A 25,395-nucleotide genomic window follows, 5' to 3' on the forward strand; every position below is an offset into this window, starting at 1 on the left:
CCATGGCCGATATCGTCTTCCGCAATGTCACGAAACGCTACGGCACGACGCTCGCAGTGGATGACGCCTCGTTCACCGTCAACGACAACGAGTTCTTTTGCTTCTTCGGGCCGCCGCTGTCGGGCAAGTCGACGATCCTGCGCCTGGTGCTCGGGCTGGAGACCCCGGACGCCGGAGAAATCCTGATCGGCGGCAAGCCGGTCAACACGCTATCGCCGGCCGAGCGCAACGTCGCCATGGTATTCCAGAACCTGGCGCTGTTCCCGCATATGAGCGCGCTCGACAATATCCGTTTTCCGCTGGTCGAGCGCCGGGTCGCCGAGCTCGATATCAAGAAGCGCGTCGCCGATGTCGCGGCCAAGCTGCATATCGGCCATATCCTGCACAAGCCGCCGGCGCAGCTTTCGGGCGGCGAGCGGCAGCGCGTGGCGATCGCGCGGGCGCTGGTGCGCGACCCCAATGCCTATCTGATGGACGATCCGATCTCGGCGCTCGATGCGCGGCTACGCGAGGAAACGCGCGTCGAGCTGAAGCGCATCCAGCGCGATCTCGGCAAGACGCTGATCTATGTCACCCATGACCAGGAAGAGGCGATGTCGATCGCCGACCGCATCGCCATCCTGGACAATGGCAGGATCCGGCAGATCGGCGCCCCGGCCGAGATCTATGACCGTCCGGCCAACACCTATGTGGCGCGGCTGCTCGGGTCGCCTGTCATGAACATCCTGAAATCAGCGCGCGGCGAGGGCGGCGTCGAGGCGGCCGAAGGCGTGATCCGCATCGCCGACAAGACGGCTCCCGCCGATGCCGTCGAGATCGGACTCAGGCCGGAAGATATCAAGGTCAAGCCGTGGGTGAATGGCGGCTCGGGCCGCCCGGCGCGGGTGTTCGAGGTCGAGCCGCTTGGCGGCTACACCGTGGTGACGCTCGCCGCCGGGCAGGCGCGGCTGAAGGCCTTGCTGCGCGGCCAGCCAGACATCAGGCCCGACGCGATGGTGGCGATATCCTGCGAGCCGGCCCGCGTGCATTATTTCGGACAGGGTGGAGGCGCATTGGCAAGATGAATGCGGCCGCGAAGACAGAATTTCGGGAGGAAGGCATGACAGGCAAGGGCTTCGAGCCGGACGTGAAGGTCCGCACGAAGGAATACAGGATCGGTTGCGTCGGCGCCGGCATGATCATGGCCGAGTGCCATCTGGCCGCCTACAAGGAAGCCGGATTTCCGGTCGTGGCGATCGCTTCGCGCACCAAGGCGAATGCGCAAAAGGTCGCCGACCGTTGGAGCATCCCGACCGTCCACGACACGCCGGAACAGCTGATCGAGGACACAAATGTCGAGATTATCGACCTGGCCTTTCCGCCCGACCAGCAGCCGGCGCTGATCCGCCATGCGCTGAAGCAGAGCCACATCAAGGCGATCCTGGCGCAGAAGCCTTTGGCGCTGTCGGTCGAGGAAGCCGTCAAGCTGCGCGACGAGTCGGCGAAGGCCGGCAAGATCCTCTCGGTCAACCAGAACATGCGCTACGACCAGTCGATGCGCGTGTTGAAGCAGATCATCGACAGCGGCGCGCTGGGCGACATCGTCTTCGCGCAGATCGATATGCATGCCATCCCGCACTGGCAGACCTTCCTTCAGGGCTACGATCGGCTGACGCTCGCCAATATGAGCGTGCATCACCTCGATGTGCTGCGCTTCCTGTTCGGCGATCCCGACGAGATCACGACGCTGACGCGCAAGGATCCGCGCACGACATTCGACCATTCCGACGGGATCACCGTATCGACGCTGCGTTTCCCCACAGGCGTGCTCGCCGTGTCGCTGGAGGACGTATGGTCGGGTCCGCGCCAGGAGGGCTATCGCGACGACCAGCATATCAACTGGCGTGTCGACGGCACCAAGGGCGTCGCCAAGGGCACGATCGGCTGGCCGACGGGTGCCGCCTCGACACTGACCTATGCCTCGGCCGAAACCACCGGCGGTGAATGGGTCAGCCCAAGCTGGGACACGATGTGGTTCCCGCATGCCTTCATCGGGGTAATGGAGCAGCTGCAGCATGCCATGAAGACCGGCACGCCGCCGGCGCTCACCGTCGCCGACAACGTCAAGACCATGGCGCTGGTCGAGGCGGGCTATCGCTCGATCGCTTCGGGCCGCACGGTCAAGCTCTCCGAAATCTCCACAAACTGAATCAACTGAATCGCTTACAGGGAGGAATTCACATCATGATGCAGGCAGGTATTTTCACGGGGTATTTCCCGTACGGCCTCGAAGAGACGGCGAAGAAGATCCGCGGGCTCGGTTTCAACACGGTGCAGCTCGACCTGCATTTCAGGGATGTCGACCTGTCGACCGGCCAGATCACCAAGGACAAGGCCAAGAAGGTGCGCGACGTCTTCCGCGATCACAACCTGCCGGTCTGCTGCGTGTCGGGCTACACCAACATCATTCATCCCGACAAGGCCGAGCGCGAGAAGCGCGTCGGCTATCTCAAGGAGATCATCCGCAACGCGCGCGAGTTCGGCTCGCCTTACGTGATTTCGGAAACTGGCACCTACAACACCGAATCGGACTGGGTGCATCACCCCAAGAACAAGACCGAGGAAGGGTTCGAGGAGTGCCGCAAGGTGATCGCGGACCTCGCCAAGACGGCCTATGACCACGGTGCGGTGTTCCTGCTCGAAACCTATGTCAACAACGTCGTCGGCTCGGTCGAGGAGACGGTGAAGATGTTCGCGCAGGTCGACCATCCCGGCCTCGGCCTGCTGATGGACCCGACCAACTATTTCGAGACCCACAACATCGACCGGATGGACCAGATCCTGAACCAGGTATTCGACACGCTGACCGACAAGATCAAGATCGCGCATGCCAAGGATGTGAAGCGCTCGGGCGACGACAAGTCGGAGAAGCATGCCGACATCGGCGATGCCGACGCGATGGAAAGTCACACTTTCCGCGGCGTTGGCGAAATCGAACTGCCGGCGCCCGGCCTCGGGTCGCTGAACTACGACCTCTACCTCCAGCGTCTCGCCGAAAAGCACCCGAACATTCCTGTGATCATCGAACATCTGTCGGAGGACGACGTGCCGCGCGCCAAGACATTCCTCGACGGAAAGTTCCGCGCCAACGGCCTGTGATGGCTCGCCGCGCCGCCGGTGCAGGGCGGCGCGACTTCAAACAAGGGAGGAAAGAATGTTGAAATTCGCTTGGAAATTGGCGGCCGCCGCGACAGTGCTCGCCGGCGTCGCCCTTGGCACGACGGCGCAGGCGCAGGACGGCCAGAAGACCTTCTATCTCTTGTCGCATGGCGGCCCGTCGGATGCGTTCTGGATCGACTGGAACGCCGGTGCGACCAAGGCCTGCGACCAGCTCAAGGTGACCTGCAAGATCTCCTTCAGCGGCGGCGACATGGCGGCGCAGAAAGAGGCCTTCAATTCGGCGCTTGCCGCCAAGCCCGACGGCATCGCCACGACGTCGGCGCAGCCCGGCCTGTGGACCGAGGAGGTGAAAGCAGCAAAGGCGGCTGGGATCCCGATCGTGTTCTTCAACACCGACGATCCGGCGACAGGACGGCAGGCCTATGTCGGCGCGAACCTGAAAGAAGCCGGCGTCATCTGGGCCAAATACCTCGTCGACCACAAGATGGTGAAGCAGGGCGACAAGGTCTTCCTGCCGGTCGAGGTTCCCGGCGCCAGCTACCAGCAGCTCGAGACCGAGGGCATTGCCAGCGTTTTCGATCCGTTGGGGATCAAATATGACGTGGTCGATTGCGGCACCGATCCGGCCGGCATCATCGCCAAGATGACCGACTACATGGTCGCCAACAATCCGCCGGCGATCATCGCGCTCGGCGATTCCGTGGCAGCCAGCGTCAAGCGCGTGTTCGACGGCGCCGGTGTGCCGGCGGGCAAGATCCCGGTCGTCGGCTGGGGCAATTCCAAGGAGACGGCGCAAGCCGTCAAGGATGGCTTCGTCAACGCCGCCGCCTGGCAGTACCCGTCCGCGCAGGGCTTCATGCCGGTGGCGCTGCTCGGGCTCGCCGCTTCGGGCGAACCGATCGGCTACGACATTCACACTTTCGGTCTCTACGACGCCTCCAGCGTCGAGCCGATCCTGAAACTCTACGACAAGAAATGAGAAACAAGCGCCCGCTGCGAAGGCGGCGGGCGTTTTTTCAAGCATGGTCCAAGCCGTCATGACAATTGCCGCAGAAGACGACGCGCCGCGGGTGAAAGGCAGATCGCGCCTGATGCGCTCGCCGCAATTCTCCTCCTTCGTCATCCTCATCATTTTGCTGGCGGTGTTCGCTGTCGCCGACGCCAATTTCCTGTCGCCGCTCAACATCTCCAACATGATGGCGTTCCTACCCGAACTCGGCATCATCGCGCTCGGCATGACATTGCTTTTGACGGCAGGCGAATTCGACCTTTCCGTCGGCGCGGTGTTTGGACTGGCGCCCGTGGTGGTGATGCTGCTGGTGCAGAATGGCGGGGTGGATATCGGTTTCGCGCTTCTGGGCGGACTAGCACTCTGCATCGCGATCGGCGCGATCAACGGGCTGATCGTCACCAAGATCGGCATCTCGTCCTTCCTGGTGACGCTGTCGATGCTGCTCGTCGTGCGCGGGGCAGCGCTTTACATCACGCAAGGCTTTCCGCTGAAATCCTGGGACCAGCCTGGGTTCTTCGTGACGCTGCTCGCCGGCAGCTTCAACATCGGCTCGTTCCGCTTCTACACCTCGCTCTGGTGGTTCATCGGCCTCTCGCTGTTTGCCATCTATATCCTGCGTTACGCCAAGCTTGGCAACTGGATCAGTGCGATCGGTTCTAATCGCAACGCGGCGGTGGCGCGCGGCGTGCCGGCCGACACCGTCAAGATCTGGCTGTTCATCGCGACCTCGGTGCTGGCCGGCCTTGCCGGCATGATCAGCGCCTTCCGCATCTCCGCCGCCTCGCCGGTGGCCGGCACCGGCTACGAGCTGGAGGTGATCGCCATGGTGGTGGTCGGCGGCACGGCGCTGACCGGCGGGCGCGGCACCATCCTCGGTACCATTGTCGGCGCGCTGATGCTGCGTGCGATCCGCAACGGCATCGTGCTGATCGGCGTGCCGGGGCTCGCCTACAACATCTTTGTCGGCCTCATCATCCTCGCCATGCTCATCCTGCACGCTTTGCTGCAGAAGAACGCCGCAAGGGGCTGATGGTGATGCAGGAAGTCCTTCGGCTGCAGAACCTGCAAAAGTCCTTCGGCAGCGTGCGCGCGCTGAAGAATGCCTCGCTGACATTGCGGGAAGGCGAGGTGGTGGCGCTGCTTGGCGACAATGGCGCCGGAAAATCGACGCTGATCAAGGCGATCTCGGGTGTCTTTCCGGTCGATCGCGGCGATATCTATGTGCGTGGCGAGAAGGTCTCGATCCGTTCGACCAGGGATGCGATGGACCTCGGCATCGAGACCATCCACCAGGACACGTCGCTGGCGCCGGATCTCAGCATCGCGCGCAATCTTTTCCTCGGCCGCGAACCGGTCAATTTCGGCTGGCTCGGCGTGTTCGCGCCGCTCGATCTCGCGAAGCTGCGCAATGCCGCTTCCGAATTGCTGAAACGCGTCGGCATCTCGAAGAAACTCGACGCCGATGCGCTGGTCTCGACGCTGTCGGGCGGCGAACGTCAGTCGATCGCCATCTCGCGCGCCATGCAGTTTGCCGCCAAGGTGATCATCCTCGACGAGCCGACCAACAATCTGGGCGTCGAGGAAACCCACGGCGTGCTTCGCTTCGTCAAGGAGGTGCGCGACGCCGGCCATTCCGTGCTGCTCATCACCCACAATATCCACCACGTGTTCCAAGTCGCCGACCGCATCGTCGTCATGCGGCGGGGCGAGATCGTCGCCGAACAGACGGTCGCCGACACCGATCTGCTGACCGTGGAAAGCATCATCACCGGCGCCGACATGTCGGCCTTGCTCAAGGAGGCGAGGGCAAAGTGAAGGGCGTCGGATGGTAGAGCTTTACGGCAAAACACTGTCGCGCCGGCAAGTGGCCGAGCGGTCAGGCCAGCTGTCGCAATTCGCCGGCGTGCGCCTGATGACGCTCGGCGACGGTGTGGAGCGCGGCATCCGCATGCTCGAATTCCGCACCGGCTCGGGCCTGCGCTTCACCGCACTCGTCGACCGGGCGCTCGACATCGCCGATTGCGACTATAGGGGGCAGGCGATCGGCTGGCATTCGCCGAGCGGTTTTCGCAACCCCGGCCTGCATGAGTATGAAGGGGAAGGGGGGCTGGCCTGGGCGCGCTCTTTCTCCGGCCTGCTGGTCACCTGCGGGCTCGACCACATTCTGGGGCGCGAAGACGTGCCGGCCGACAGCTACAACTATCCTGGCAAGAAGACGGTGCTCCATTCGCTGCATGGCCGTGTCGGTACGATCCCGGCGCGGCTGACCGGCTATGGCGAGCGCTGGGAGGGTGACCGCTGCGTGCTGTGGGCCGAAGGCATCGTCCAGCAGTCGACGGTTTTTGGCGAGGATTTGCATCTCATCCGCCGCATCAAGGCCGATGTCGGTGGCAACGAGATCCGGCTTTCCGACCATGTCGTCAATCACGGCTTCAACCGCACGCCGCATATGTATTTCTACCACGTCAATGTCAGCCATCCCCTGCTGGACGAGGGCTCGCGCTATCTGGCGCCGATCCGCGACGTTGTCTGGGCCGGTCATGCCGGAGAACGCTACGAGGCGCAGAAGGTCGGCTACCGCACGGCGCCGGCGCCGCAGATGGGTTTCAGCGAGCAGGTTTGGCAGCACGAAATGGACGCTGACGGAAAGGGCGAAATGCCGGTCGCGGTGGTCAACGACCGGCTCGGTCTCGGCTTCGAAATGGTGACGCGCAAGAGCCAGCTGCCTTGCGCTTATCAATGGCAGAATTTCCAGGCCGGGCAGTACGCGCTGGGAATAGAGCCCTCGACCCACCATGTGCTGGGCGATCTCGCCGCGCGCGAGCGCGGCGAGATGATCTGGCTGGAGCATGGCGAAAACCGGGCCTATGACGCGGTGTTCCGGGTCCTCGATGGCGCCGGTGAGATCGCAGCGGCCGAAGCCAGGATCGCTGCTATCGCCCGACAGCCCGAGCAGGATTATCCTCAGCCTTCCGGAAACTTTCCAAGACTGGCCGGCAGGGCATGAGCGCGACATTTATCCAAAGCAAGCCCTCCGGCCGGCGGACCGGATTGCCAGCGGTGCGCGACGATTGGAGGTCAGTGTGACGACGATGGCAAAAAAGCGCGACTATAGCCTTGTCGGCGAAAGCACCAGGGTGGCGATCGAGACCGGTCTTGCCTCGGCCGAGTGGTATCACACCGACGTCTCGCGCAAGGCGATCAAGGAACTGATGCAGCGTTCCGATGGGCCGGCGATCCGCGACACCATCATCTGGATTGTCGCGATCCTGGGTTCGGCCGCCGGTATCGTCTGGTTCTGGGGTTCGTGGTGGATGGTGCCGTTCCTGTTCGTCTACGGCGTGCTCTACGGCTCGTCGAGCGACTCGCGCTGGCACGAGTGCGGCCATGGCACGGCCTTCCGCACGCGCTGGATGAACGATGTCGTCTACCATATCGCCTCGTTCATGCTGATGCGCAATCCCGTGCAATGGCGCTGGAGCCATGCCCGCCACCACACCGACACCATCATCGTCGGGCGCGATGCCGAGATCGCCGTCATGCGTCCGCCGGACCTGTTGAAGGCCGCGCTTGCCTTCACCGGAATTCTGGATTTCCGCTATTCGCTGCCGACGTTGGTGCGCCAGGCCTTCGGCACGCTGTCGGACGAGGAGAAGAGCTATATCCCCGAGACGGAACAGCATAAGGCCGTGGTCGCCGCCCGCTGGCACGTCGCGATCTATGCCGCGACGATCGCCCTCGCGATCGCGTTGAGGTCATGGATACCGCTGGTGCTGATCGGCGTGCCGCGCCTTTACGGCACCTGGCACATGGTGATGACCGGCCTGCTGCAGCATATCGGCTTGGCCGACAATGTCGTCGACCACCGGCTCAACACCCGCACGGTCTACATGAACCCGATCAGCCGGTTCATCTACTGGAACATGAACTACCATGTGGAGCACCACATGTTCCCGATGGTGCCCTATCACGCGCTGCCCAGGCTGCACGAATTGATCAAGCATGATCTGCCCGAGCCGAACCCGTCGATTTGGCATGCCTACCGCGAGGTCTGGCCGGTTCTGCTCAGGCAGCTGAAATATGAGGATTACTACCTCAAGCGCGAATTGCCGCCGACGGCCAGGCCTTATCGCGGCGAGTTCCACGAGGTCGATATGTCGGCGGCGGCCGAATAGCGATCGCGAATGGTTGCAGGAGATTGAGATGGCGGATTGGGTAGAGGCGTGCGCGGTGGACGATGTCGAGGAAGAGGATGTCATCCGCTTCGACCATGATGGGCGGACCTTCGCGATCTATCGCTCCCCGGACGACGAGTTTTTCGCCACCGATGGTTTTTGCACCCATGAAAAGGCGCATCTGGCCGACGGGCTGGTGATGGACGACATCATCGAATGCCCCAAGCACAATGGCCGCTTCAACTACAAGACGGGCCAGGCCAAAGGCGCGCCGGTCTGCGTCAATCTCGCGACCTATCCGGTGAAGGTCGAGGCCGGTAAGGTGATGATCCGGATCTGAAGCGGGCCAGGATCAACCGATCGACATTGCGATGGTAACCAACAGAGGGACGCATTAATGAGCCGAAAGAGACCGACCGTCGCCGATTTGCGCGCCATGAAGGGCAAGCGGCAGTTGACCATGCTGCGCGTGCTGACCCTGGACGAGGCGGAAGCCGCCGAACGGGCGGGGGTCGACATCGTCTCGGTGCCTCCCGAACTGGTGCTCAACCCGCAATACCGCGATGCGGCACCCAGCCTGTTCACCATGCCGGGCGACAATTTCTTCGAAATCGGTACCGCGGATGATTTCGTCCGATGGGCCTTCCGGCTCTATAAGGCAAGTGCCGACGCGGTCTATTGCAGCGCCGGCTACGCAACCATCAAGCGGATGGCGGACGATGCCATTCCCGTCATCGGCCATGTCGGCCTCATTCCTTCCCGCGCGACCTGGACCGGCGGTTTCAAGGCGGTCGGCAAGTCCGCCGACACGGCGATGCAGGTCTTCGAGGCGGTGCAGCAACTGGAGGCGGCCGGCGCCATCGGTGCCGAGATCGAGGTCGTCCCGGTCGAGGTCGCCAAGGCGATCTCGGAGCGCACCTCGCTGATCATGCTGTCGATGGGCGCGGGCACGGGCTGCGATGCGCAATATCTGTTCGCCGACGACATCCTTGGCCAGAACAGGGGCCACATGCCCCGCCACTCCAAGGTCTATCGCAACTTCGCCGCCGAGTATGACCGGCTGCAGGCGGAGCGGGTGGCGGCGTTCTCCGAATATGTCGCCGACGTCAACAGCGGCGCCTATCCCGAGGACAGGCACATCGTGCACATGGACCCCGCCGAGCTACGCCTGTTCCTTGACAAGGTCGGCCGGAGATAAGGCCGGCTGCCACGCATTGCCGGCAAGTGCGGCGTGGAGTGCTTCCGCATCGACGCCGAGCGGCCGGTCATCCTTCAGCGTCAGAACGAGCGCGCGTATCGCCATGTGGACAGCCGATGTGCGTGGGGCCAGCGTCAACCCTTCACGCAGATCGATTGCCTGCGCCGCTGCCATCAGTTCGAAAGCGATCAGCCGGCGCCACAGTGCGATCATATCAGCGCATTTCGATATCGCCAGCGGCGTCTGCGTGGCGTGGTCCTCGACGCCTTCCGAAACCGGGAGAAAATCGAGCATCACCGGATTGGCCTTATGGCGGATGGCGGCCAGGATCGACGTCACCGTCTTTTGTAGCGGCACGAAACCGGCCGAAGCGCCTCCGACTGGCGACAGATATTTCGGCAAGCCGTTGCGGCCCCAGCCGGTGAGCTGGATGAAGCGGGCGGCACTTGCAGCGGCGCATTGCGCGATTGCGAGGCCTAGTGTCTCGAAGGCAAGCGCCAGCGCCGCCGTGTGGAAATTACCGGTCGACAGCACCAGCTCGTCGTCGCTCAGAACCAGCGGGTTGTCGGCGGCGGCATTGAGTTCGATCTCGACGGCGCGTCTTGCCTGACCGATCGCCTCGATCAGCGCGCCGTGAATCGAGGGCATGCAGCGGATCGACAGCGAGTCCTGTATGGTGGTGGGCGCCGGCGCTTCGTCGCGGGCGAGAAGATCGTGCAGCGCCTTGGCGGCTTCCTGCTGGCCTGCGGCCGACCTAGCCATGTGCAGGCGGGGATCGAGGACGGTGCGGTTGGCGCCGATCCCTTCCATGGTCAACGCGCCGGCCTGCTGCTGCTGGGCCAGAGCCGACAGCGCGTCGGTGACCACAAGTGCGCCGCCGCCGGCGGATACGGCGGACGCGTTGATCAGCGACAGCCCATCCTTGGGCGCCAGGCCGATGGGGCCGAGGCGGGCCATCATCAGCGCCTTGACTGCCGGCATGCGCCTTCCCTGATACTCGGCTTCGCCTTCGCCGATCAGCAGGCGGGCGATCGCGGTCATCAGCACCAGGTCGCCGGCGCCGATCGAGCCCAGCGACGGCATCACTGGATGGACGCCGGCATTGAGCGCATCTACCAAAGCGACAAAGACTGACGGCGAAAGGCCGGAGCCGCCGGCCGACAGCATTGTCAGGCGGGCGAGCATGGTGGCCCGCACGGCCTCGACCGGCAGGGCCTCGCCGACCGCGCCGCTGCGGCCTTCCAGCAACCGGCGCTGGAAGGCGCTGGCGTCACCCTCGACCGATGTGCCGAGATTGGCGCCGAGCCCGGTGTTCAGGCCGTAAATCTGTTGGCCGGAGGCAGCGGCCTGGTCGAGCACCTTTCGCGCCTTCTCCAGCCTGCCGATAACATCGGGTCCGATTTCCACCTTACGCGCTTCGCGGGCGACGGCGGCGACATCGCCGACACTGACGCCAGCCCCGGTGAGGAGGAGCGCGCTCATGCGAAGCGCAGCCTTTGGCCGATGCCTTGCGCCTGTGCCTTGGCCAGCATCGCCTTGCCCAGAGCGATGTCGGACAATGACAGGCCGCGATGCCAGAACAGGATGGTCTCGTCGTCGCGTTCACGACCAACCTTGAGGCCGGCGGCGATCTGGCCGAGTTCGGCATGCAGCGTCTTTTCGCTCAGCCTCCCGGTCTCGACATGGGCGCGCAGCGAACCGAATTTGCCGCCTCTGCACTGGCCCCAATCGTCGACCACCATCTTCTGCATGATGTCGGTCAGTGACAGCTCCACCGCGCTCATCGTACCATAGGGGACGACCAGCGCGCCGGGCTTGATCCATTCCGTCTTGAGCAGCGGCTGCGGCTCGGGCAGCCGCGAGGCTTCGACGACGATGTCGGCGCCTTCGACGCAGCTTTGCCAATCGGCCACCGCCTTGACCGGCTTGCCGAGGTCTGCGGAGAGTTTGGCGGCAAAGCCATCGCGGCTTTCCAGTCGGCGCGAATGGACGCGGATTTCGTCGAAATCGAAGAGATGGTCGAGCAGGCGTACGTTCCAGTAGGCGGTGCCGCGCGCGCCGATATGGGCGAGCACCTTCGAGTTCTTGCGCGCCAGGTGTTTGGCGCCGATGGCGGTGACGGCGCCGGTGCGCATGTCGGTTATGACGGTGGCGTCGAGGATGGCGCGTGGCGTGCCGGTGCGCGGATCGAATAGATTGAGGATACCGAATTCAGAGGGCAGGCCGTGCAGATAGTTGTCGACATAGTCGCCGACGATCTTCACGCCGGCCGCGTCGAGCGGCGCAACATAGCCGCGCAAGACATTGAAATGGCCATGGAAGGATGGGTCGGGTTCGAGGTGGACACGCGGCTCGATCACCGTCTGGCCCTTGCCTTGCGCAACGAGCCCGGCCTCGACCGCGCCGATGATCTCGGCATCGGTCATGGCAAGGGCTTCGATGTCCAGGGCATTGAGATAGTCGATATAGATGGGCTTCATGAGCACGCTGTTCCTCGGCCACCCCGCTCATCCATAACAGGCCGCGACGCGACACGAAAGTTTGTTGGCTCTTGTCTGGACGCGGTCGGCCAAATGCTGTTCAAAGCGGTCCGTCATGACTGCCGTTTCCGAGACCGAAGCTTCAGCCGACGCAGCCGGGAATTCGCGGCGTGTGGCGCTGATCGTCGCCATCGCCTTCTTCATGCAACTGCTGGACTCGACGATCATCTCGACCTCGCTGCCGCAGATGGGGGAATCGTTCGGCGTGCCGGCGGTGGCGATGAGCATCGGCATCACCGTCTACATGCTGACCATGGCGGTGTTCGTGCCGCTGTCGGGCTGGCTCGCCGATCGTTTTGGCGCGCGTAACATCTTCCTCGTCGCCATCGCGCTGTTCACGCTGGCGTCGCTCGCCTGCGGTCTTTCGCAGACCCTGACCGAATTCGTCATTGCCCGTGCCGTGCAAGGCCTGGGCAGCGCGCTGATGACGCCGGTCGGCCGCATCCTGGTGCTGCGCAATGCGTCGAAATCCGAATTGCTCAACGCCACGGCGCTGATCACCTGGCCGGCGCTGTTCGCGCCTGTCGTCGGGCCGGTGCTTGGTGGCTTCATCACCACCTATCTGTCCTGGCACTGGAATTTCTTCATCAACATCCCGCTCGGCATGATCGGGCTGGCGCTGGTCGCCCGCTTCATCCCGGGCGGCCGCGAAGCCGATCCCAAGCCGCTCGACTGGCCGGGTTTTTTCCTGACGTCGCTGGGGCTCGCCTGCCTGCTCTACGGGCTCGAGCGCATCGCGCATCCGGAAGACGGCGTCTGGCCGACGGTGGGGCTGATCGCGGCGGGGATCGTCGTCGGCTGGGTAGCGGTGCGGCATCTCCGTCGCGCGCCGCATCCGCTGCTCGACCTTTCCTCGTTCAAGGTGCTGACCTTCGCCATCTCGACGCTCGCCGCCGGCACCATCTTCCGGGTGGCGATCAACGCCACGCCGTTCCTACTTCCGCTGCTGTTCCAAGTCGGCTTCGGTCTATCGCCCGTCGATGCCGGCATGATGATCCTGGCCTATTTCCTTGGCAATCTCGGCATGAAGACGGTGACGACGCCGACGCTGCGCCGCTTCGGCTTTCGCTCGGTGATGGTCGTCAACGGCATCATCGCGTCCGCATCGATCATGGCTTGCGCGGCGGTCTCGCCGCAGACGCCGCAGGCGCTGGTGGTGGCGCTGATGCTGATTGCCGGCTTGACGCGCTCGATGCAGTTCACCGCGCTCAACACGCTGGCCTTCGCCGATATCGCCGCCGGGCAGCGCAGCTCCGCGGCGACCTTGTCCTCGATGCTACAGCAGGTCGCGATGCTGTTCGGCGTCGCGGTGGCGGCGGCGATCCTCAACCAGTCGCAGATCGCGAGAGGCCGGCCGGCGCTCGATCTCGTCGATTTTCGAGCAGCCTTCCTGGTGATCGGCGTCATCGGACTGGTTTCGTCGTTCCGCTTCCTGGTGTTGCCGAAGACCGCCGGCGCCGAGGTCTCGGGCCATATTGCCTGAAACTGAAATCGAATTTTCCCGCCGATCGCAGGGTTAAATTCCGTCTTCGCCTTTCGGCTTGGTGCTGTGTATCCGCAGGCGCGGACAATGACGCAAACAATTGCCAAAAGTGCAGGAGTTTCCGGGCATTGCGCCAGATTCGGCAATCAATGCGTCCACTTTGCGAATCTCGCCGCCAGCCCGCGTTTTGAACGCGGATTCATTTGACGAAGCGGCGCTCGGCCGATTAGCTTTCTCTCCAAGGGGTGGCTGCGCTGCCAGCGGGGTGAATGCAGACAATGAACATGGCTGGCTGGCTGAACTTCAGGAGCCTGAACCAGGAAGGCATCGTCTTTGCCATAGCCGTCGTGCTGTTCGTTGCCGCGGCTATTGGCCTGCCTGGCTTCATCGATCCCAACAATCTCGTCGCCATCGTCCGCTCGGTCTCGGTGCTGGGTATTCTGGCGCTAGGCATGGCGGTCGTCATCATCGGCCGCGGCATTGACCTGTCGGCGGTGGCGATCATGGCCATGTCGGTCGCCTGGTACCTGCAACTGCTCAACACCGGGACCTCGGATGGACTGGCCTTCGCCTATGTGCTGGCCGGCGTGCTCGCCATCGGACTGCTCAACGGCTTTCTCGTCGCCTATGCCGATGTGCCGGCGATCTTCGTCACGCTGGCGACCGGCTCCTTCGTCTTCGGCTATGTCCGTTCGCAATTGATCACGCAGGATGCGGTGCCGGTGCCGCAGGGCCATTGGGTGGAACTGCTCGGCGGCCTGCGCTTTCTCGACGTTCCGATCGAGGTGTTCGTCTTCGCGGGGCTCGCCTTCCTGTTCTTCCTGTTCCTGCGCTACACCAAATGGGGCCGCTATATCTATTTCGCCGGCGACAATCCGGTCGCGGCGCGCAACATCGGCATTCCGGTGCGGCCAATGCTGGTGCTGCGCTATGTGCTCTCCGCTTTCGTGGCACTGGTCGCCGGCCTGCTGACAGCGGCCAGCCTGCATTCGATCAATACGCGTGTCGTCAATTCGACGCTGCTTTACGACATCGTGCTGGTGGCGGTGATCGGCGGTATCGGCCTGTCGGGCGGACGAGGCGGGGTGCGCAACGTGCTGGTCGGGGCGGCACTGATCGGCATCCTGCTCAATGCCATGACCATCATCGACATTCCGCTGCTCTACCAGAACCTGATCAAGGCGGCGATCCTGCTTGGCGCCATCATCGTCGACGGGATCATCAATCCGCGTGACGAACAGACCGCGCAGCAGGGCGACATTTAGAGCAGATGGGCTAGCCCATCTTGCTCGGGGTACCCGGTGCGATCGGGACGATCCGCCGGCAATGAAAACCGAACCAGAGGATGAGACATGAAACTGATCAGAACACTCATGGCGGCGGCCACGGCACTTGCCGTCACCGCCTTCGTGGCGCCGACCTTCGCCGCTGACGATCCGGGCCCTGCTGCCTATGCACAAGCGCTGAAAGGCAAGCGCGTCATGCTGGTGCCGCTGGCGATGGGCTTCGACCTGGCGCAGGGCTGGGCGCATTATCTGAAGAAGGAAGTCGAGGCCTGGGGCGGCACGTTCGAGACGCGCGATCCGAACTGGGTGGTCGATGCCGGCGCGCAGGCGATCACCGACGCGATATCGTCCGACACCAGACCCGATGTGCTGATCATCCATGCGCCGGACCTCAATTCTTATTCCAAGCTGATGAAGAAGGCGCAGGCCGCCGGCACCTATGTGATCCTCGTCGACAACCCGGCCAACTTCCCGGCCGACGCCTTTGTCGGCAGCGACTGGGACCGACTCGGCCAACTCGAAGCCGAAGCCGCGATCAAAGGCTGCGGCGAGAATTCGTCCAAGAAGATCGGGCTGGTGCAGGGCGACCAGGCCAACTCTTCCAGCCTCTACCAGTATGCCGGCATCATGAAGGTGCTGGACAAGCATCCCGACTTCAAGGTCGTGGCCAAGCCCGACTCCAACTGGGATGCGACGACCTCGCGCAACGTGACGACGACCATGCTGCAGCAGAACCCGGACATCTGTTCGGTCATCGATTTCTGGGATGGTGACGCGACCGGCGCATCCGCCGCGATCCGTGACGCCAAGCTCGACGGCAAGGTGTTTTTGGTCACCACTGGCGGCGGCGAAAAGGCGGCCGATTGCGACAAGCTGCAGGACGGTACTTACGGTGCTGTCGTCATGACAGAACTTGCCCGGCAGTCGGGCGACATGAATGCCATCATCAAATTCCTGCTGCAGAGCGGCCAGCCGGCAGGCACCTCGCACACCTACATCTACACGCTGGAGAAGGCGACGACCAAGGCCGACCTCAAGCCCGACAGTTGCTGGGACCTGAAGGCGCTGCAGGCCGAAGCAGCGGCGAAGTAGGCGGATCGTCTCCAACCGATATCAGCGAGGTGGCCGGATTGTCCGGCCGCCTCTTTCTCTCGTGGCCCCAGACTTGGCAGCAGTGACCTGATGACCTTTCGCGAACGCCTGCAGTCCTGGCGCTACAATCTCGTGCCCGACCATCTGGTCGGCGAGATCCTGACCAAGCGCTGGACCGACAACGCCATTCCCTTCCTGGCTTTGGTGGCGACGCTCGGCGTGTTCGGCTCGATCATTCCGGGCTTCTTCAAGCTGACTTCGCTGCAGGAATCGACCCGCCAGTTGGGAGAATTCTCGATGGTGGTCACCGGCATGACGGTGGTCATGCTGGGCGGTGGCATCGATCTGTCGGTCGGCTCGATCTTCGCGCTATCCTGCTTTTCCGCGGTCTATGTCTTCTTCATCCTCGAACAGTCGATCTGGCTGGCGCTTGCCGCCTCGCTCGCCACCGGCCTCGTCTTCGGCGCCATCAATGGCTACCTTGTCGGGTATCTGCGGCTGCGGGCGTTTCTGACCACGCTCGTCACCTTCATCTTCGGGCGGGCGCTGTTCGACATCCTCGTCACCACCTATGCCGCCGACGTGCAGCTTTCGACCGCTACGTCCGACGTGCTCGATTTCATCGGCGACAGCACTTTCTGGGGCCTGTCCGTCTCGGTGTGGCTGGCGATCATCCTGGCCATCGTCACTCATATCGCGCTCACGCGCTCACGCCCCGGCTGGCATGTGCTGGCGGTGGGCGGCTCCCGGCGCTCGGCGCACAATGCCGGCATCAGGGTGCGCCGCACCGTGTTCATGACCTATGTCTTTTCCGGTTTCTGCGCCTCGATCGGCGGCTTTCTCATCGCCTGCCGCTTGAGCGGGGCGGGGCCAGGCACCGGCCTCAATCTCGAGATCATGGCGCTGACGGCGGCGGTGGTCGGCGGCGTCAGCCTCGGCGGCGGGCGCGGCTCGGTGATCAAGGGCCTGATGGGCGCCATCATCGTGCTGACCATGACCAACGGGCTGATCCGGCTTGGCTACGGCACCGGCACCAACCAGATGGTGCTCGGCATCATGCTTGCTGTGGCGGTGACCATCGACATCCGTTGGCTGAAGAATCGCCACAAGGTGCTGAACGAGGTCTATGTCGCGCCGGTCTATCTCAAGATGGGCGAAACACAGTCCGCGGTGCCGGGCTCGGGCACGCCTTACGCACTCGACAACCGGTTGTCGGGGGCGGACCATATCGGACTTGGCGAGCTCGAGGGGCCGGAAGACGTCATCCTCGACCGCGACGACAATCTCTATTGCGGTACCCGCCATGGCGAGATCGTCCGCTTCTTCGCGCCCGATTATGCCAGATCGGAAGTGTTCGCCCATATTGGCGGCTTTCCGCTGGGGCTCGCCTTTGACAAGTCGGGCAATCTGATCAGCTGCGTCGGCGCCATGGGGCTGTATTCGGTTTCGCCGGATCGGGAGGTGAAACGCCTGTCGGCTGAGACGTCGCGCTCCTGGACTTCTATCGTCGACGATGCCCGGCTGCGCGATCCCAATGATTGCGACATCGCGCCGGACGGCCGCATCTATTTTACGGACTCGACCAAGCGCTATGACGCCCATGACTGGGCGCTGGACTCGATCGAAAACCGCGCTACCGGCCGGCTGCTGGTCTACGACCCCAGGGATGGGTCGACAAAGACGCTGCTCGACGGCTATCGCTACACCAATGGTGTCTGCATGGCGCATGACGGCAAGTCGCTGTTCTTCGCCGAAAGCTGGGCCTGCCGTGTGCATCGCTACTGGCTGGAAGGGCCGAAGGCCGGCACCGCCGAATGCGTCATCCGCGACATGCCGGGCTATCCCGACAACATCAACCGTGCGTCGGACGGCAATTACTGGATGGCGTGGCTGGGCATGCGCACGCCGAGCTTCGATCTCTCGCTGCGTCACCCCGACATGCGCAAGCGCATGACGCGCCGGCTGCCGCAGGACGAATGGCTGTTCCCCAACATCAACACCGGCGGCGTGGTGAAATTCAACGAGAAGGGCGGCATCGTCGAGGCGATGGGCGACTTGATGGGCGGCGCGCATCCGATGGTCACCTCGATGCGCGAGCACAAGGGATATCTGTTCGTCGGCGGCATCCTCAACAACCGCATCGGCCGCTACAAGATATCAGGCGCCGACCCGAACTGGACCAGCCCCGCTTCCTATTGGGGAGCGAAGCCATGATCCTCGATCCGATCCTGGATATGTTTCGCGGCAAGGCGGTGACCATCCCACCGCTCGACGGTGCCTTCCGTCCCAACACGCGGCTCGATGACGCGCCGGCTTTCGCCGAGCTGACCGAGCCGGACAATCTGCTGGTTGCCGATGGCCCGCTGCTGGCCTCCAGCGGCAACGCCGTCTATTCGCTTGTTGCTGGTGTGGAACCTGTCGTCGTCGAGACCTTTCCGTCTCCCGTCACGGCGCTGGCGCTGTCGCCTTCAGGCGAACTGGCGGTGGGGCTGGAGAGCGGCAAACTGTCGATAGCGGGCAGGGAGGTATCCATGCCGGCAGGAATCCGCTGCATTACCGCGCTCGCCTACGCAGGAGACGGTACGCTGTGGCTGGCCGATGGTTCGGCCGAATTCGCGTCGTCGCAATGGGCCGCCGACCTGATGACGAAGGGCGCGTCCGGTTCGCTTTGGAAACGGGACGCGGCGGGTGACAAGTTCCGCAAGGTGGCCGGCGACATCGCCTTTCCCTATGGGCTTCACATTCTTGGCGACGATTTGTTGGTGAGCGAAAGCTGGCGCCATCAACTCGTGCGCTTCGATGGAGCGACCGGCAGCCGCTCGACCGTGCTGACGCATCTGCCAGGCTATCCCGCGCGGCTGTCGCCGGCCGGCGATGGCGGGGCGTGGCTGACCCTGTTCGCTCCACGCAACCGGCTGATCGAATTCGTGCTGCAGGAAACGCAGTATCGCCAGGACATGATCGACCAGGTGCCGCCGGCCTACTGGATTGCCCCGGCGCTGGCATCCAACCGCAGTTTCCTCGAACCGCTGCAATGCGGCGGCATCCGCACCATGGGCATTCACAAGCCGTGGTCGCCCAGCCGCTCCTACGGGCTGGTGGTCCGGCTCGACCGAGACATGCAGCCGCAATTCAGCCTGCACAGCCGCGCCAACGGTACGCGCCACGGTATCTGCAGCGCGGTGGAAAAGGATGGTCGCCTGTTCATCGCTTCCAGGGGCGGCGATTGCGTGCTGGCCGTCGACCTCGCCTCGGGAGGTTTCTGATGGAGCCGATCGTTCGCCTCGAGAATGTCACCAAGAATTACCGTGGCGTGCCAGCGGTCAAGAATGTCACCTTCGAGCTACGCAAGGGCGAAATCCATGCGCTTCTCGGCGAGAATGGTGCCGGCAAGTCGACGCTGACCAAGATCATTGCCGGGGTGGTCGACGCCACGTCGGGCAAGATGTTGCACAAGGGCCAGGAGATCTCCTACGCCTCGCCGCATGCCGCGCTCGAGGCCGGCATCGCCATGGTGTTCCAGGAGACCAGCCTGGTGCCGTCGATGACAGTGGCGCAGAACCTCTATCTCGGTACCGAAAAATTCCTCAACCGGTTGCGCGGCACGTATATTTCAGCACAGCAGTTCCTGCAGTCGTTGAATTTTCCGGTCGATCCGAACGCCATGGTGGCGACGCTGGGTGCCGCCAAGCGGCAGATGGTCGAGATCGCGCGCGCCGTCCACCACAATGCCGAGATCATCATCTTCGACGAACCGACAGCGACGCTGACGCCCGAGGAGAAGCGGCATTTCTTCGCGCTGATCCGGCGGCTGAAGGCGAACGGTGTCTCGATCGTCTTCATCAGCCACGCGTTGGAAGAGGCATTGATGATCGCCGACCGCATCACCATCCTGCGCGACGGCGAACTGGTCATCACCGACGACACGTCGGCCTTCGACCGCGACAAGATCGTCGCCGCCATGGTCGGGCGCACGCTGTCGGGACAGATCTACCGCCAGCGCGACGAGGCCAGGCTGCGCATGCCCGGTAAGAAGGTGCTGTCGGTGCAGGATATCTCGATGAGCAATGTCGTGCGCAACAATTCCTTCTCGATCTTCGAGGGCCAGATCACCGGTGTGTTCGGGCTGATCGGCTCCGGCCGCACCGAGACCTTCAAGATCGTGTCGGGTATCTACAAGCGCGATTTTCTGCGCGGTGGGGCGATCGAACTCGACGACAGGCCGGTGCGCTACCTCGTGCCTAGCGAAGCGGTGGCGGACGGCATCGTCTATGTCACCGAGGACCGCAAGAGCGAAGGCATCTTCGAGACGATGGGTATTGCCGAAAACCTGTTCGGCGGGCTGCTGGCGGCGGGCCGCGAACAGGCCTGGGTGATCAACCAGCAGGAGATGCGCCAGCTTTCGGCGGAATTGACCAAGACGCTGAATATCAAGGCGATCAACGACAATGCCCGCGTCGTCGAGCTGTCCGGCGGCAACCAGCAGAAGGTGGTGATCGGCAAGGGGCTGGTGCAGCAGCCGCGTATCGTCATCTTCGACGAACCGACGCGCGGCGTCGATGTCGGCGCCATCGCCGAGATCCACCAGATCATCAACCGGCTGGCCGACGAGGGCCTGGCTGTGGTGGTCATCTCGTCCTATTTGCCGGAGATCATGAACCTGTCGGATCGCATTCTCGTGTGCCGGCAGGGGCGTATCGTCGAGGAGTTTTCGCCGGCGGAGGCGACGGAGGAGAAGATCATGTATGCGGCGGTGCATTAGGGTGTGTTGGAGGAATACCCGATATGTCTGACAACCCTTGCTGCAGGCTTCGGAGATTAGCCGACACGACGATCACTTCGTCATCCTGGGGCGAAGCAAGGAGCGAAGCGACGCGGCGCAGACCCCAGGATCCATGCCGCGACGTCAGAGCGACACAGCAGTGGAGAATTTTGCACCGTCGCACCCATTGGCCAAGGTCGCGGCATGGAGTCTAGGGTCTCCGCGACGGAGCTTCGCTCCTGCTTCGCCCTAGAATGACGAAGCTTGGGTCCGAGGCGCACCTTTAAAGGTTTCCGAGACACGCCAAAACCGAATCATCCGACGTGAGTGGCCGCCTTTACTCGTTATCCCCAACCCACCCATTCCAAACGAAAGGACCGCACCATGGCCACCACAAGACTCCTGAGCGATGCCGAGGTGGAAAAAATCCCGGCGGTGAAGGCGGTGTTCGACGATATCCGCGCGACACGCAAATCGGATTTCGTCAACAATTTCTGGCGCGGGTTGGCCAATGATCCGGCGGCGCTGAAGCGGATCTGGGAGCAGTTGAAGGTGGTAATGGTCGCGGACAGCGCCATCGACCCGCTGACCAAGGAAATGATCTATATCGCGGTGTCGACCGCCAATGGTTGCACCTACTGCGTCCATTCGCACACGGCCGCCGCCCGGACAAAGGGCATGACCGACGCGCAACACGGCGAACTGGTGTCGATCATCGGTCTCGCTGGCCAGACCAACCATCTGGTCACTGCCATGCAGATTCCAGTCGATCCGCAATTCGAGGTGAAGAGTTAGGTCTAGGAGCCAGCCGGCCAATCGGCGTGGAAGGAAAATTTGTCCCCAGCCTGTTAAGGAAGTGACATGTAACGGCACTAAGGAGACCCCACGCGAAGTCGCGCCGGTGGTTCTCCGGCAGCCGGCTCTCGCAGTGGAGCCGGCATGAAAATCGTCCAGATCACCGATACCCATTTCAGTCCGACCAAGCCGCATTTCAACGGCAATTGGGAGCCGCTCGCCGCCTGGATCGCGCAAAGCGGCGCCGACCTCGTCATCCACACCGGCGACCTCAGTGTCGACGGCGCCGACAAGGACGCCGATATCAGCTTCTGCATGGAGCTGATGCGGGAAATCTCGGTCCCGATGCTGCTGGTGCCCGGCAATCACGATGTCGGCCATCTGCCCGGCTCGCTGCAGCCAGTCAATGCGGGGGGGCTCGAGCGCTGGCGCCGGTTGGTTGGCCCTGATTATTGGACGGAGGACGCCGGAAACTGGCGATTTATCGGTCTCGACAGCCTGCTGATGGGCTTCGATGATGCTGAGGAAGAGGCCCAGTTCGAATGGCTGCGTGCCGAGCTGGAAAGCCGTGGCGGCCGGCGCGCCGCGCTGTTCGCGCACAAGCCGCTGTTCATCGATGAACCTGGGGAGGGCGATACCGGTTACTGGAGTATCCGCCCGGCACAGAGGCAGCGTCTCTACGATTTGATCGCTGCCCATGATGTGGCGCTGTTTGCGAGCGGCCACCTGCACCGGGCATGGCAAGGCAAATACGAAAACACCGCTCTGGTATGGGGTCCGTCGGCGGCCTTCGTCGTCGGCGACATGGAGCGCGACATGCCGGGCGAGCGGCTGCTCGGCGCGATCGTGCATGAATTCGGCGACACAGTCATCAGCGAGATCGTCGCGATCCCCGGCATGAGCGTCCATGTCCTCGACGACGTGGTCGAGGAGGTTTATCCGCACGAGGCGCACAAGGTTCGCAGGAAGGTCGCGTCATGAGCGCGCTCTCGCTTCGCGATCTGAACAAGTCCTTTGGCGGCAATGCAGTCCTGAACGGCGTCAGCCTCGATGTGGAAGCAGGCGAGTTCATTGCTTTGGTCGGTCCCTCGGGCTGCGGCAAAAGCACCTTGCTGCGCATCCTCGCCGGGCTTGATCATGCCGACAGCGGCGAGATTTTCGTCGGTGGCAAGGACATGTCGGCGGTCGCCGCGGCCGATCGCAACATCGCCATGGTGTTCCAGTCCTACGCGCTCTATCCGCATCTGACCGCCGGCCAGAACATCGCGGTTCCGCTGGCCATGAAGCGGCTGAGCCGGACGCAGCGTCTGCCGCTGGTCGGCTCGGCCCTGCCGGGTCAGAAAGAGATCCACGCCGGGATTTCGCGGGATGTCCGCGAAATGGCGACCCTGCTCAAGATCGACCATCTGCTCGACCGCAAGCCTGGTCAGATGTCGGGCGGGCAGCGGCAGCGCGTGGCCCTGGCGCGCGCCATGGTGCGCCATCCCAGCATCTTCCTGATGGACGAACCGCTCTCCAACCTCGATGCCAATCTGCGCGTCCATGCCCGCGGCGAGATCGTCGAACTGCACCGCCGCGCCGGCGTTCCGACGCTCTATGTGACGCATGACCAGGCCGAAGCGCTTTCGATGGCCGACCGCGTCGCGGTGATGATCGGCGGCAATCTGCTGCAACTCGCCGCGCCCGAGGCGATCTACAACGATCCCGCCCATATCGAGGTCGCCCGTTTCGTCGGCCAGCCGAGGATCAACATCATACCGGCGCTCGCCGAAAACGGTCGAATCAGTTTCGAGGGCATCCGACTGGCCTTGCTGGAGAAAGTGGCGAACGGCCCGGTCAGCCTCGGTATCCGGCCCGAATTCGTCAAACTGTCTCCCAGCGGGCGAAGCGGCCCTGCCGGGCGGATCGAGCGTCTGGAATTCCTCGGGTCGGAGGTCGTTGCCTATTGCCGGCTCGACGCGACCGGCGACAACGTCATCGCCAAGCTGGTGCCGCACGAGGCGAGGGACCTGATTGCGGGAATGCCGGTGGGTGTCCTTCTGTCACCCGAACAGGCCATGGTCTTCGGGCCGGAGGGAAAGCGGCTGCGCACGGCGACTGCGGCGCCCGCACGCCAGGAGCCGGCCTATGTCTAGCATCGCGCTGGCGGGCAATGTCCCGAGCGCCGCCGCACTTCACAGGCGCAGCGAGGACCGGATCGCCTGGCTGCTGGCGGCTCCGGCGATCGTGCTTTTGCTGCTGTTCGTGCTGTTGCCGGTTGTTGCCGTCATCTTCCTCGGCTTCACCGACTTCGAGCTCGGCTATGGCAAATTTCGCCTGGTCGGCTTCGAGAACTACGCGCATCTCCTGACCGACCGCACCTTCCGCAGATCGCTGTGGAACACATCGGTCTATACGGCGATCGTCGCACCGGTCTCGATCGTGCTCGGTCTCGGCGTTGCCTTGCTGATCGAAGGCGAACCGCGTGCGCGTGGCTTCTTCCGCACCGTCTATTTCCTGCCGGTGGCGTCGCTGATCGTGGCCATGGCGACCGTCTGGCAATATCTTTTCCATCCGACGATCGGACCGCTCAACGCACTGCTTGCACTGGCCGGTATTCCCGGCCCGAACTGGCTCGGCGCGTCGAACACCGTGCTCTACAGCCTGTCGATCATCGGCGTCTGGCAGTCGGTCGGTTTCAACATGGTGCTGTTCCTGGCGGGCCTGACGGCAATCCCGCGCGAGCTCTATGCCGCCGCTCACGTCGACGGCGCGAAATCGGCGCTCGACCGGTTCTTCCTGGTCACCTGGCCGATGCTCGGGCCGACGACGCTGTTCGTCGTCACCATCAGCATCACCAATGCGGTGAAGGTCTTCGAGACTGTGAAGATGCTGACCGACGGCGGGCCTAACAAGGCCTCCGAAGTGCTGCTGTTCACCATCTACCAGGAAGGCTTCGTCTATCTGCGCGTCGGCTATGCCTCGGCGATGACGGTGGTCTTCCTGGCTATCCTCGTCGTGCTGATGCTTCTCCAATACCGCGTGCTCGACCGGCGGGTGCATTACACATGACCAGCATTCCGGCCGGCCGCATCATCCGCTTCGCCCTGCTTTCGCTCGGCGCGCTGATGATCCTCGCGCCCTACATTTTCATGATCTCGACGGCGGGCAAGACGCAGAGCGACATCTTCACCTCGTCGCTGTCGCTCATCCCCGAGCATTTCTATTTCGCCGAGAATTTCGCCAAGGCGCTGAGCAAGGTGCCGATGGCAACGTTGCTGTGGAACGGCGTCCTTGTGTGCGCCCTCATCTTCTTCTTCCAGGTGCTGGTCGCCATTCCTTGCGCCTACGCCATGGCCAAGCTGAAGTTCCGCGCCGCCCGGCTGATGATGGTGCTCGTCATGCTCGGCCTGCTGGTGCCGATCCATGCCACGGCGCTGCCGCTCTATGTCGCCTTCGACAGGATGTCGCTGCTCAACAGCTACACCGCGCTGGTCGCGCCGTTCACCATCTCGGTGTTCGCGATCTTCATGTTCCTGCAGTTCTTCCGCGCCATGCCCGACGACCTCATCCACGCGGCGCGGCTCGACGGCATGTCCGAGCTTGGGATCGTGGCGCGCGTCATCGTTCCCAACGCGTGGCCGGCAGTCACCGCCTTCGCGATCTTCTCGGTTGTCGCGCACTGGAACGATCTCTACTGGCCGCTGATCGCCGTCAGCAAGCAGGCCTACGCCACGCCACCGCTCGGCCTGATGTATTTCCGTGCCGCCGAGGCAGGCGACGACTACGGCGCGCTGATGGCCGCCACGCTGATCATCACCCTTCCACTCGTCGTCGCCTTCCTGTTCGCACAGAAGCGCTTCGTCGAAGGCATCACCATGACCGGTCTCAAAGGCTGACCGGGTCGAACCAGG

23 protein-coding genes are annotated in these 25,395 nt (G+C 63.3%); 21 read left to right on the forward strand and 2 right to left on the reverse strand.

Annotation, left to right across the window (positions count from 1 at the left end; translation table 11 throughout):
• Positions 1 to 2 precede the first annotated feature (2 nt).
• From LB543_RS10335 to LB543_RS10380, 10 genes are all read left to right on the forward strand, one after another.
• Entirely contained in the window at positions 3 to 1,064 is a 1,062-nt protein-coding gene (locus LB543_RS10335) for an ABC transporter ATP-binding protein (protein WP_224613995.1), read from the forward strand.
• 35 nt (positions 1,065 to 1,099) lie between these two features.
• Complete coding sequence (locus LB543_RS10340; RefSeq protein ID WP_224613997.1) at positions 1,100 to 2,188, forward strand: Gfo/Idh/MocA family protein; 1,089 nt, start codon at positions 1,100 to 1,102, stop codon at positions 2,186 to 2,188.
• Positions 2,189 to 2,223: 35 nt separating this feature from the next.
• Positions 2,224 to 3,138, forward strand: coding sequence for a sugar phosphate isomerase/epimerase family protein (locus LB543_RS10345; protein WP_224613999.1), 915 nt, complete (start codon positions 2,224 to 2,226; stop codon positions 3,136 to 3,138).
• 55 nt (positions 3,139 to 3,193) lie between these two features.
• A complete protein-coding gene (locus tag LB543_RS10350) occupies positions 3,194 to 4,138 on the forward strand; it encodes a substrate-binding domain-containing protein (protein ID WP_224614001.1) in 945 nt (314 codons plus the stop codon).
• 58 nt (positions 4,139 to 4,196) lie between these two features.
• A complete protein-coding gene (locus LB543_RS10355) occupies positions 4,197 to 5,201 on the forward strand; it encodes an ABC transporter permease (protein WP_224614003.1) in 1,005 nt (334 codons plus the stop codon).
• 2 nt (positions 5,202 to 5,203) lie between these two features.
• On the forward strand, positions 5,204 to 5,986 hold the full coding sequence (locus LB543_RS10360) for an ATP-binding cassette domain-containing protein (protein ID WP_224614005.1): 783 nt from the start codon (positions 5,204 to 5,206) through the stop codon (positions 5,984 to 5,986).
• A gap of 10 nt (positions 5,987 to 5,996) precedes the next feature.
• Positions 5,997 to 7,178 (forward strand): aldose 1-epimerase family protein, encoded by a 1,182-nt coding sequence (locus LB543_RS10365; RefSeq protein WP_224614007.1) that lies wholly within the window; start codon positions 5,997 to 5,999, stop codon positions 7,176 to 7,178.
• 85 nt (positions 7,179 to 7,263) lie between these two features.
• The gene (locus LB543_RS10370) at positions 7,264 to 8,346 is read left to right on the forward strand and encodes a fatty acid desaturase family protein (protein ID WP_224614115.1); all 1,083 of its coding nucleotides are present in this window, start codon (positions 7,264 to 7,266) and stop codon (positions 8,344 to 8,346) included.
• A gap of 28 nt (positions 8,347 to 8,374) precedes the next feature.
• Complete coding sequence (locus LB543_RS10375; RefSeq protein ID WP_224614008.1) at positions 8,375 to 8,686, forward strand: MocE family 2Fe-2S type ferredoxin; 312 nt, start codon at positions 8,375 to 8,377, stop codon at positions 8,684 to 8,686.
• A gap of 57 nt (positions 8,687 to 8,743) precedes the next feature.
• On the forward strand, positions 8,744 to 9,544 hold the full coding sequence (locus LB543_RS10380; RefSeq protein WP_140812016.1) for a 3-methyl-2-oxobutanoate hydroxymethyltransferase: 801 nt from the start codon (positions 8,744 to 8,746) through the stop codon (positions 9,542 to 9,544).
• Here LB543_RS10380 and hutH read toward each other — a convergent pair.
• Positions 9,509 to 11,026 carry a histidine ammonia-lyase gene (gene hutH, locus LB543_RS10385; RefSeq protein WP_224614010.1) on the reverse strand — a complete coding sequence of 506 codons (1,518 nt, stop codon included), beginning with the start codon at positions 11,024 to 11,026 and terminating at the stop codon, positions 9,509 to 9,511. The genes LB543_RS10380 and hutH overlap by 36 nt on opposite strands.
• A complete protein-coding gene (locus LB543_RS10390) occupies positions 11,023 to 12,024 on the reverse strand; it encodes an ornithine cyclodeaminase family protein (RefSeq protein WP_224614012.1) in 1,002 nt (333 codons plus the stop codon). Before LB543_RS10390 ends, hutH begins: the two co-directional genes overlap by 4 nt.
• 115 nt (positions 12,025 to 12,139) lie before the next feature.
• On the opposite strand from LB543_RS10390, the gene LB543_RS10395 reads away from it, so the two are divergent.
• The 11 genes from LB543_RS10395 (at position 12,140) to LB543_RS10445 (ending at position 25,380) form a co-directional block, all read left to right on the forward strand.
• Positions 12,140 to 13,567 carry a DHA2 family efflux MFS transporter permease subunit gene (locus LB543_RS10395; RefSeq protein WP_224614014.1) on the forward strand — a complete coding sequence of 476 codons (1,428 nt, stop codon included), beginning with the start codon at positions 12,140 to 12,142 and terminating at the stop codon, positions 13,565 to 13,567.
• A 278-nt stretch (positions 13,568 to 13,845) separates the two neighbouring features.
• The gene (locus tag LB543_RS10400) at positions 13,846 to 14,832 is read left to right on the forward strand and encodes an ABC transporter permease (RefSeq protein WP_140812012.1); all 987 of its coding nucleotides are present in this window, start codon (positions 13,846 to 13,848) and stop codon (positions 14,830 to 14,832) included.
• Positions 14,833 to 14,919: 87 nt separating this feature from the next.
• A complete protein-coding gene (locus LB543_RS10405) occupies positions 14,920 to 15,945 on the forward strand; it encodes a sugar ABC transporter substrate-binding protein (RefSeq protein ID WP_224614015.1) in 1,026 nt (341 codons plus the stop codon).
• 90 nt (positions 15,946 to 16,035) lie between these two features.
• The gene (locus LB543_RS10410) at positions 16,036 to 18,159 is read left to right on the forward strand and encodes an ABC transporter permease (RefSeq protein ID WP_224614017.1); all 2,124 of its coding nucleotides are present in this window, start codon (positions 16,036 to 16,038) and stop codon (positions 18,157 to 18,159) included.
• Positions 18,156 to 19,211, forward strand: a complete 1,056-nt coding sequence (locus tag LB543_RS10415) for a hypothetical protein (RefSeq protein ID WP_224614018.1) — start codon at positions 18,156 to 18,158, stop codon at positions 19,209 to 19,211. The genes LB543_RS10410 and LB543_RS10415 overlap by 4 nt, the downstream gene beginning before the upstream one ends.
• On the forward strand, positions 19,211 to 20,707 hold the full coding sequence (locus LB543_RS10420) for a sugar ABC transporter ATP-binding protein (protein ID WP_224614020.1): 1,497 nt from the start codon (positions 19,211 to 19,213) through the stop codon (positions 20,705 to 20,707). The genes LB543_RS10415 and LB543_RS10420 overlap by 1 nt, the downstream gene beginning before the upstream one ends.
• A 384-nt stretch (positions 20,708 to 21,091) precedes the next feature.
• Positions 21,092 to 21,502 carry a carboxymuconolactone decarboxylase family protein gene (locus LB543_RS10425; protein WP_224614022.1) on the forward strand — a complete coding sequence of 137 codons (411 nt, stop codon included), beginning with the start codon at positions 21,092 to 21,094 and terminating at the stop codon, positions 21,500 to 21,502.
• Between the two features lie 144 nt (positions 21,503 to 21,646).
• Positions 21,647 to 22,483 (forward strand): metallophosphoesterase family protein, encoded by an 837-nt coding sequence (locus LB543_RS10430; RefSeq protein WP_224614024.1) that lies wholly within the window; start codon positions 21,647 to 21,649, stop codon positions 22,481 to 22,483.
• A complete protein-coding gene (locus tag LB543_RS10435) occupies positions 22,480 to 23,637 on the forward strand; it encodes an ABC transporter ATP-binding protein (protein WP_224614026.1) in 1,158 nt (385 codons plus the stop codon). Before LB543_RS10430 ends, LB543_RS10435 begins: the two co-directional genes overlap by 4 nt.
• Positions 23,630 to 24,553, forward strand: a complete 924-nt coding sequence (locus LB543_RS10440; RefSeq protein WP_224614028.1) for a carbohydrate ABC transporter permease — start codon at positions 23,630 to 23,632, stop codon at positions 24,551 to 24,553. Before LB543_RS10435 ends, LB543_RS10440 begins: the two co-directional genes overlap by 8 nt.
• The gene (locus LB543_RS10445) at positions 24,550 to 25,380 is read left to right on the forward strand and encodes a carbohydrate ABC transporter permease (protein ID WP_140759125.1); all 831 of its coding nucleotides are present in this window, start codon (positions 24,550 to 24,552) and stop codon (positions 25,378 to 25,380) included. Before LB543_RS10440 ends, LB543_RS10445 begins: the two co-directional genes overlap by 4 nt.
• The last annotated feature ends 15 nt before the right edge of the window (positions 25,381 to 25,395 follow it).

Origin of the sequence: Mesorhizobium sp. ESP7-2 (assembly GCF_020164715.1) — a bacterium.
GTDB lineage: Bacteria > Pseudomonadota > Alphaproteobacteria > Rhizobiales > Rhizobiaceae > Mesorhizobium.

Coding starts and splice junctions, on each gene's coding strand:
- LB543_RS10335 (WP_224613995.1), top strand. CDS start 3: ATGGCCGATATCGTCTTCCGCAATGTCACGAAACGCTACGGCACGACG.
- LB543_RS10340 (WP_224613997.1), top strand. CDS start 1,100: ATGACAGGCAAGGGCTTCGAGCCGGACGTGAAGGTCCGCACGAAGGAA.
- LB543_RS10345 (WP_224613999.1), top strand. CDS start 2,224: ATGATGCAGGCAGGTATTTTCACGGGGTATTTCCCGTACGGCCTCGAA.
- LB543_RS10350 (WP_224614001.1), top strand. CDS start 3,194: ATGTTGAAATTCGCTTGGAAATTGGCGGCCGCCGCGACAGTGCTCGCC.
- LB543_RS10355 (WP_224614003.1), top strand. CDS start 4,197: ATGACAATTGCCGCAGAAGACGACGCGCCGCGGGTGAAAGGCAGATCG.
- LB543_RS10365 (WP_224614007.1), top strand. CDS start 5,997: ATGGTAGAGCTTTACGGCAAAACACTGTCGCGCCGGCAAGTGGCCGAG.
- LB543_RS10370 (WP_224614115.1), top strand. CDS start 7,264: ATGGCAAAAAAGCGCGACTATAGCCTTGTCGGCGAAAGCACCAGGGTG.
- LB543_RS10375 (WP_224614008.1), top strand. CDS start 8,375: ATGGCGGATTGGGTAGAGGCGTGCGCGGTGGACGATGTCGAGGAAGAG.
- LB543_RS10380 (WP_140812016.1), top strand. CDS start 8,744: ATGAGCCGAAAGAGACCGACCGTCGCCGATTTGCGCGCCATGAAGGGC.
- hutH (WP_224614010.1), bottom strand. CDS start 11,026: ATGAGCGCGCTCCTCCTCACCGGGGCTGGCGTCAGTGTCGGCGATGTC.
- LB543_RS10390 (WP_224614012.1), bottom strand. CDS start 12,024: ATGAAGCCCATCTATATCGACTATCTCAATGCCCTGGACATCGAAGCC.
- LB543_RS10395 (WP_224614014.1), top strand. CDS start 12,140: ATGACTGCCGTTTCCGAGACCGAAGCTTCAGCCGACGCAGCCGGGAAT.
- LB543_RS10400 (WP_140812012.1), top strand. CDS start 13,846: ATGAACATGGCTGGCTGGCTGAACTTCAGGAGCCTGAACCAGGAAGGC.
- LB543_RS10405 (WP_224614015.1), top strand. CDS start 14,920: ATGAAACTGATCAGAACACTCATGGCGGCGGCCACGGCACTTGCCGTC.
- LB543_RS10410 (WP_224614017.1), top strand. CDS start 16,036: ATGACCTTTCGCGAACGCCTGCAGTCCTGGCGCTACAATCTCGTGCCC.
- LB543_RS10415 (WP_224614018.1), top strand. CDS start 18,156: ATGATCCTCGATCCGATCCTGGATATGTTTCGCGGCAAGGCGGTGACC.
- LB543_RS10420 (WP_224614020.1), top strand. CDS start 19,211: ATGGAGCCGATCGTTCGCCTCGAGAATGTCACCAAGAATTACCGTGGC.
- LB543_RS10425 (WP_224614022.1), top strand. CDS start 21,092: ATGGCCACCACAAGACTCCTGAGCGATGCCGAGGTGGAAAAAATCCCG.
- LB543_RS10430 (WP_224614024.1), top strand. CDS start 21,647: ATGAAAATCGTCCAGATCACCGATACCCATTTCAGTCCGACCAAGCCG.
- LB543_RS10435 (WP_224614026.1), top strand. CDS start 22,480: ATGAGCGCGCTCTCGCTTCGCGATCTGAACAAGTCCTTTGGCGGCAAT.
- LB543_RS10440 (WP_224614028.1), top strand. CDS start 23,630: ATGTCTAGCATCGCGCTGGCGGGCAATGTCCCGAGCGCCGCCGCACTT.
- LB543_RS10445 (WP_140759125.1), top strand. CDS start 24,550: ATGACCAGCATTCCGGCCGGCCGCATCATCCGCTTCGCCCTGCTTTCG.